The 7931-nt window shown below is 69.7% G+C and carries 4 protein-coding genes; 3 read left to right on the top strand and 1 reads right to left on the bottom strand.

Annotation, left to right across the window (positions count from 1 at the left end; genetic code table 11):
• Positions 1-4276: glycoside hydrolase family 3 C-terminal domain-containing protein (locus DI272_RS18015; protein WP_109496351.1), on the bottom strand; the 4276-nt coding region annotated here is incomplete at its 3' end.
• Positions 4277-4679: 403 nt separating this feature from the next.
• On the opposite strand from DI272_RS18015, the gene DI272_RS18020 reads away from it, so the two are divergent.
• The 3 genes from DI272_RS18020 to DI272_RS45365 form a co-directional block, all read left to right on the top strand.
• A complete protein-coding gene (locus DI272_RS18020) occupies positions 4680-4931 on the top strand; it encodes a DUF3311 domain-containing protein (RefSeq protein ID WP_181387232.1) in 252 nt (83 codons plus the stop codon).
• A complete protein-coding gene (gene mctP / locus DI272_RS18025) occupies positions 4928-6556 on the top strand; it encodes a monocarboxylate uptake permease MctP (protein ID WP_109496353.1) in 1629 nt (542 codons plus the stop codon). Before DI272_RS18020 ends, mctP begins: the two co-directional genes overlap by 4 nt.
• Before the next feature lie 280 nt (positions 6557-6836).
• The coding region (locus DI272_RS45365) for an AAA family ATPase (protein WP_258314891.1) at positions 6837-7931 on the top strand (1095 nt) is incomplete at its 3' end.

The raw sequence follows: 7931 nt of genomic DNA on the forward strand, positions 1-7931 counted from the left end.
ACTGCACCTGCGTGCCGTCCGCCGTCGCGCCGCCCGCCACCGTCATGCACTTGCCCAGCGCCCGCAGCGTGCCGTCCGAGACGGCCGTCCACGACTGGCTGCTGCTCGTCCCGCAGGTGTTGAGCTGGATCGACGTGCCGTCCGCGGTCGCGCCGCCGGTCACCTCCGCGCACTTGCCGTTGTAGCCCGCGATGCGGCCGGTGGGGCCGGTCACGTCCGCCGGGACCTGCCACTTCTGGCCGACGTCACCGTTGTTGCAGGTCCAGATGATCAGCGGGTTGCCGTCGGCGGTGCTGCCGTTGGAGTTCTCCAGACACAGGCCCGACTGCGCGTTGACGAGGTAGCTGTTGGTGGCGTCCACCGTCCACTGCTGGTTCTTGGAGCCGTCGCAGTAGTCCAGGACGACGTCGGTGCCGTTGCTGGTGCCGCCGTCGGCGGTGGACAGGCACTTGCCCTGGTTCCACACCGTCTTGTCGGCGCCCATGGTCCACTGCTGGGAGGCGTCGTCGCCGCAGGTGGTGAGGACCGCCTGGACTCCGGCGGCGGGACCGGCCGCGAGGCCGACGCACTTGCCGCCCTGGCCGGTGATGTGTCCGGTCGGGCCGTCCGGCTGGGGGGCCGGGGTGTGTGAGGTGCCGCCGATGGCCATGGTGAAGATGTGGCCCTGCGGGGTGCCGGCCTCGCCCGACTTCGGCAGGATGACGGCCTGGACCGTCTTGCCCGGCGCGAGCGGCACGGTGGTGGTGAAGAGGCTGACCTTCTGGTCGACCTTGCCGTCGTGGGAGTTGATGTAGGCGTAGGTGCCGAGGCGGTCGCCGCCCTGGGCGACGCTCTGGTTGTCCCACCAGTCGGAGAAGCTCAGGCCGTACTGCTGGGTGCTGCCGTCGGTGTAGACGATGGTGCCGATGCCCTGGGCGGGGCCGCTGGTGCCGCTGCCGACGAAGCCCAGCTCGCCGCCTGTGCCGGAGATCAGGACCGCCTGGCCCTTGGTGTCGATGGCGTCCGGGGTGCCCGCGGCGACGTCCGGCCAGGTGTAGGTCAGTCCGTCATGGGTGAACGTCTTGCCGGGGGCGAGGCCCTCGGCGGCCAGGGCCTGCGCGGAGAAACTGAAGCCGCCGCCGTCGTACTTGCCGGGGGTGGGGTCGGCGTCGTCCGTGACGCCGACGTTGGTGTAGGCCGCCTTCTGGGAGGCGAACGGCACCAGGAGGGTGGCGTCGGCGGTGTAGGAGCCGCCGCTGTAGGTGGCGGTGGCGGTCAGCTGGTAGGTGCCCGCGGACACACCGGAGGGCGGGGTGACCAGCCAGGTGGTGGTGGCCGCCGTCCCGGCCGCGACGGTGGTGAAGGAGGTCGCGGTGGTGGCCTTCACCGTCCAGCCGGACGGGGCCGGGAGGGAGACGTTGACGCCGCTGAGGGCGAGGCCGGTGCCGTTGGTGAGGGTGGTGGTGACGGTGGCCGGCTGGCCCGCGGTGACGAACTGCGGGGTGTGCACGGCCAGGGAGTCCTTGACGACCATCACCATGGAGCCGGTCACGCCGCCCACAGTCACCTTGATGGTGGCGACGCCGTCCGCGCCCGCGGTGACCACACCGGCGGAGGTGACGGTGGCCACGGCCGGGTTGCTGCTGGCGTAGGTCACGGACGCGCTCGCCAGGTTCACCATCGACTGGTCGTTGTTGACCGCCTCGACGATGCCGTCGGCCGTGATGGAGGTGTCGCGCTGCTCCTTGGCCGGGTCGGTGTCGTCCTTGATCCAGGGGTTCTTCTTCGTCAGGTCGAGCGTTTCGCCCGCGTGGAAGACCAGTTGGCCGGGCTGGACCGTGACGGTGGCGACCTTCGGGGTGAGGGTGCCGGAGACGGTGACGGTGGCGGTGCTCTGCACGGTGGCGGAGTCGGAGGCCACCTTCAGCGCCCAGGCGCCGGGGAAGACCGTCTGCTTGGACGTCGCCGGGTTCCACACGCTCAGGTCGGACGCCTTGACCGGCAGCGTGACGTGCAGCTTCTCGCCGGGCGCGAGGACGCCGGTGTTCTTGAAGCCGACCAGGCGCTGCTTGGGCATGGTCACGCCGGAGACGGTGAAGGTGTTCGCGGCGTAGAGCTGGGCGACGGTGGCTCCGGCCACGGTGCCGGTGTTGGTGACGTCGAAGGAGACGTTGACGGTGCCGTCGGCGGTGATGCTGCTCTTGTCGAGCGTGGCGGCCGAGTAGGAGAACGTCGTGTAGCTCAGGCCGTAGCCGAAGGGGTAGCTGGGGGTGCCGGTGAAGTACTGGTAGGTCTGGCCCTTGCCGTCGGTCTCGGCGGGGGTCAGGCCGTAGGTGTTCTTGCCCGCGAGCTGGGAGTCGTCCTTGTACCAGGTGAAGGTCAGGTGCCCCTGCGGGTTCTGCTTGCCGAACAGGACGTCGGCGAGGGCGGTGCCCTGGCTCTGGCCGTTGTAGGCGCTGTAGACGATCGAGGCGGCCTTGGACTGGCGGGCCGAGATGTCGACCGCGCCGACGGCCTGGAGGTCCAGCACGACGTTGGGGTTGCCGAGGGCGGCGACCTGGTCGATGAGGGAGTTGTAGTTGCCGGGCAGGGCGAGGCTGCCTCGGTCCTTGCCCTCGCTCGCGGTGTTCTGGTCGGTGCCGGCGACCACGACCACCACGTCGGCTGCCTTGATGGCGGACTGGGTGGTGGAACTGAGGGTGGCGGCGGCGGTGCTGGTGGTGCTGGTGCCCGCGGCGTCGTAGGTCACGGTCGCGTTGGGGTTGGCCGCCTTCAGGGCGTCGGTGATGCCCTTGCGCATGGAGGTCTGCTGGTCGGGGGCGTTGCCGTAGCTGCCGAGGCTGACGGTGTCGGCGAGGTCGCCGAGGACGACGACCTTGTTCACCGCGGACGCCTTCAGCGGCAGCAGCGGCTTGCCGGTCGCGGCGAGGTTGCTGTTCTTCAGCAGCACCATGGAGGCGTCGGCGGCCTTGGTGGCCAGGTCCACGTGGGCGGGGCTCTGGATGACCGACTTGTCGATGGAGGTGTACGGGACGCTGCCGGCGGGGTCGAACTCGCCGGTCTTCATGCGGATGGTGAAGACCCGCACCAGCGCGGTGTCGAGGACGCCCTCGCTGAGCAGGCCAGCGCGCACCGCCTCCATCACGTTGGCGGTGGTCATCTCGTCGCCGCTGCAGTTGAGGTCGTTGCCGGAACGCAGCGCGTAGGCCTGGCCGGCGGCGCGGGCGTCGACGGTGTCGCCGGTCTGGCCGTCGATCCACTGCGGGTCGGTCTTGGAGCCGTTGGTGGACCAGGGCGCGGGTGCCCAGTTGTGGCCGTCGTCGGGCAGCTTGTACGTGGTGCCGACGCCGCCGCAGTCGGAGGTGGTCAGGCCGTTGAAGCCGTAGGTGCGCTTGGCGAGCGTGTTGTTGGTGTAGGTGTTGGCGACCGCCGGGGTGCCGTTGATGGCGTTGTACGACGTCATCAGGCCGGCCACGTGAGCCTGGCCGATGAGGGTGGCGAACTGCTTGGTGTAGTAGTCGCGCAGCTGGCTGTCGTTGACGTCGGAGCTGATGGCGGTGCGGGCGTCCTCGACGTTGTTGAGGGCGTAGTGCTTGGCGGTGGCGGCGGCCTTGAGATAGCCGTTGACGGAGGTGCCGTCGGGGTTCTGGCCCTGGAAACCGTCCACGAACTGGCTGCCCAACTGGCCCTGGAGGTAGGGGTCCTCGCCGTAGGACTCGTCGTGGCGGCCCCACAGGGGGTCGCGGTCGTTGTTGACGGTCGGGGCGAAGTAGGTGAGCGCGCCGTAGTTGTCGGCGGAGCTGCCGAGGTTGTTGCGGCTGGTGCCGAACAGCGACTTGTCGAGGAAGCCGCGGGCCTCGTCGGAGATCGCCGAGCCCTCCTGGTACTGGAGGGCGGGGTCCCAGGCCATGGAGGTGGCCAGGGAGGTGGGGAAGCCGGTGGCCTTGACCGGCCAGGAGGTGTCGTTCCCGGCGTTCTTGGAGTTGCCCAGCGACTGGATGCCGTGCAGGGCCTCGCTCCAGTAGGTGTAGCCCTGGACGCCGAGGCTGGGGATGGCCGGGGCGTCGTTGGTGATGAGCTGGCGGACCTTCTGCTCCAGCGTCATCCGGGAGACGAGGTCGGCCGCCCGCTCCTCGAAGGAGTAACGGGTGTCCTGGTAGATGGGGGTGGCCACCGAGGCCGACGCCGCGGCTGCCGGTGGGGCGGTGTACGGGGAGGCCAGGGTGAGGCCGACGGTGACGGCGATGGCGAGCGTCGTCGCTCTTCTGCCGCCGCGTCGGCGTCTCGGACCTTGCATGCTCTCTCTCCAGAGTGAGGCGGGTGAGAGGCCGGCCCCGGTCGTCTCGACCCGGGCGGGCCGGCCGGCGAGGACACGTACCGTGGGGCATCCATCGGGATCGGCCGGTTCGCCACCGTGCACCCTGTCACACGTGATCCATATCGGGTGTGCGCTTCCCCTTCACATGTGTCCACATGTTCATATAGCCCGTGGAAGATCGTCCGGGTGCGGGTGACCTTGTCACTATTGCGAGAGCCGCGGGTGTGAACCATCCGGCCCCGCCCTCGCGTTAACGGGGTGTGAGTGGCCGCGCCGCGCGCTGGGCCGCGCCTGGCCACTCCTTCGTCGCGCCTCGCACCACAGAGGCGACCGACCACATATTTGCCGTATACATGTAATTCAGTGAAAGGCAGATCCCCTGATGTCGTCTGCACCGGAGAGCAGGAGGCCGGTGGTGACTCCGCTGCGAGCCGTCATCGGCCTGCTTCTTGCCGCGCCCTGGGTGGCGATCCTCTGGGTCGGCTCCTACGCGAAGGTCGACCCGACCTTCATCGGTATCCCGTTCTTCTACTGGTACCAGATCCTGTGGGTGGTCATCGCCTCGGCACTGACCGGGACTGCCTACCTGCTGTGGCAGCGTGACCAGCGCGCCCGTCGTGGAGGTGCCCGGTGAACGACGGCGTGAACGGCGTCGCGCTCGGCGTCTTCATCTTCTTCTTCCTGGCCGTCACGGTCATGGGCTTCCTGGCCGCGCGCTGGCGCAAGGCCGAGAACGAGCACAGCCTCGACGAATGGGGCCTGGGCGGGCGGTCGTTCGGCACCTGGATCACCTGGTTCCTGCTCGGCGGTGACCTCTACACCGCCTACACCTTCGTCGCCGTTCCGGCGGCGATCTACGCGGCGGGCGCGGCCGGCTTCTTCGCGGTGCCGTACACGATCCTCGTGTACCCGCTGATCTTCACCTTCCTGCCCCGCCTGTGGTCGGTCTCCCACAAGCACGGCTATGTGACGACCTCCGACTTCGTGCGCGGACGCTTCGGCTCCAAGGGCCTGTCGCTGGCCGTCGCGGTCACCGGCATCCTCGCGACCATGCCCTACATCGCCCTCCAACTGGTGGGCATCCAGGCCGTCCTCGATGTCCTGGGCGTCGGCGGTGGCGCGCACACGAACTGGTTCGTGAAGGACCTGCCGCTGTTCATCGCGTTCGGCGTGCTGGCCGCGTACACCTACTCGTCCGGTCTGCGGGCGCCCGCACTCATCGCGTTCGTCAAGGACGCCCTGATCTACATCGTCATCGCGGTGGCGATCATCTACATCCCCATCAAGCTGGGCGGCTTCGACGACATCTTCGCCAAGGTCGGCACGGCGTTCGCGCAGACCAACCCGGCGACGGGCAAGCCTCGCGGCGCCCTGGTTCCCGGGGAGCCCGGTCTGTGGACGTACGCCACGCTCGGACTGGGTTCGGCCCTCGCGCTGTTCATGTACCCGCACTCGATCACCGCGACACTGTCCTCCAAGAGCCGTGAGGTGATCCGCCGCAACACCGCGATCCTGCCGCTGTACTCCCTGCTGCTGGGGCTGCTGGCGCTGCTGGGCTTCGTGGCGATCGCGGCGGGTGTGAAGGTGACGAACGGTCAGCTGGCGATCCCGCAGCTCTTCGAGGACATGTTCCCGGACTGGTTCACGGGGGTGGCCTTCGCGGCCATCGGTATCGGTGCGCTGGTCCCGGCGGCGATCATGTCGATCGCGGCGGCGAACCTGTTCACCCGCAACATCTACAAGGACTTCATCAAGCCGGACGCCACGCCCGAGCAGGAGACCAAGGTCTCCAAGCTGGTGTCCCTGCTGGTGAAGGTGGGCGCGCTCGTTTTCGTCCTCACCCTGGACAAGACGGTGGCGATCAACTTCCAGCTGCTGGGCGGGATCTGGATCCTCCAGACCTTCCCGGCGGTGGTCGGCGGCCTGTTCACGCGCTGGTTCCACCGCTGGGCGCTGCTGGCGGGCTGGGCGGTCGGCATGGTCTACGGCACGGTGGCCGCGTACGGGGTCGCCTCGCCGACGCAGAAGCACTTCGGCGGCTCCGCGAAGGAGATCCCGGGCATCGGCGAGATCGGCTACATCGGCCTGACGGCGTTCGTGCTGAACGTGGTGGTGACGGTGGTCCTGACCTTCGTCCTGAAGGCCGTCAAGGCTCCCGAGGGCGTGGACGAGACCAGGCCGGAGGACTACACGGCGGACGCGGGCGACTCCGGTGTCCAGGTCGAGCTGCCGCCGGCCACGGCAGGCGCCTCGCACTGAGGAGCGTCGCAAGGCCCGCCGCAGTGGATCAGGGGCAGTGCGCCTGACCCTCGAAGCAGGACCGCCTGCCCTCGCGCATCAGCTGCGAGGGCAGGCGGCGCTCTGCCCGGCCCCGCCCGGCCGCAGGGACGGCACCATCGGACGCCCGATCCCATATTCACACGTATTTACACTCCTTCTCGGCGCGAAAGAATCCCCGCGCACACCTACGCTCAAAGGTGCACACACATGGCTGGTCCTGTGGGGAAGGGAGTGGGGCGCCGTGGAGTCGCTCATGACGATGATCGGCCGGGACGGCGAACGAGGGCGGCTGTCTGCGTTCGTGGCGACCGCCGAGGGCCAGACCCTGGTTCTCAAAGGGGAGACCGGGGTGGGCAAGAGCGCGCTCCTCGATCATGTCGCCGAGCTGGCGGCACGGTCCGGCCACGAGGTGATCCGGGCGGCCGGGGTGGAGGCGGAGTCGGGGCTGCCGTTCGCCGGTCTGCACCAGGTGCTGCACACCCTGCTGCCCGGCGTGGAGCGGCTGGACGAGGTGCACCGTGCCGTGTTCGGCACCGCCTTCGGGCAGCGCGGCGGGCGACCGCCGTCGGTCATGGCGCTCGGCATCGCCGTCCTGGACCTGCTGGGGCAGGCGTCGGCGGCGCGGCCGCTGCTGCTGGTCGTGGACGACGGTCAGTGGCTGGACGCCTCCAGCGCCGAGGTGATCGGGTTCGTGGGGCGCCGGCTCGCCGGCAGCTCGGTGCGGTTGGCGGTGGGGCTGCGCTCCGAGGTCGCGTCCGGCTGGGACACGGCCGCGCTGCCGGAGCTGCCGGTCCCGGCCCTTTCGGACGCCGCCGCGCGGGAGCTGCTGGAGCTGCGGCACCCGGATCTGGACGCGGGGGTGCGTCGGCTGGTGCTGGACCATGCCCGCGGGAACCCGCTGGCCCTGCTGGAACTGCCGACCCACCTTCACCGCGTCGCCCGCGCTGACACCGATGGGCCCGCGAGCGCCGGATCCCGGCTGCACGACGTCTCGCTCACGGTGCCGCGGCGACTCCAGCATGCCTACGGCACACGTTTCAGGGCGCTCAGTGAGCGGGTCCGCGGGGAGCTGCTGCGGGGTGCCCTCGACGGTGTCGGGGTGGCCTCGGCCGCATCGTCCGCACCCGGTGCGGAACGCTCGCCAGGTGCGGAACACTCGCCAGGTGCGGAACGCTCGCCCGGAGCGGGCCGCTATCGCCTGCGGGACGCCGAGGAGGCGGTGGCGGCCGGGCTGCTGGAGGTCGATCCGCTCAGCGGTGACTTCGTCTTCCGGCACCCGCTGGTGCGTTCCTCGGTCGTGCAGACGGCGACCCCGAACGAACGCCGCGCCGCGCACGCGGTCCTCGCCGACGTC

This window comes from Streptomyces sp. Act143 (assembly GCF_003143935.1).
Lineage (GTDB): Bacteria > Actinomycetota > Actinomycetes > Streptomycetales > Streptomycetaceae > Streptomyces.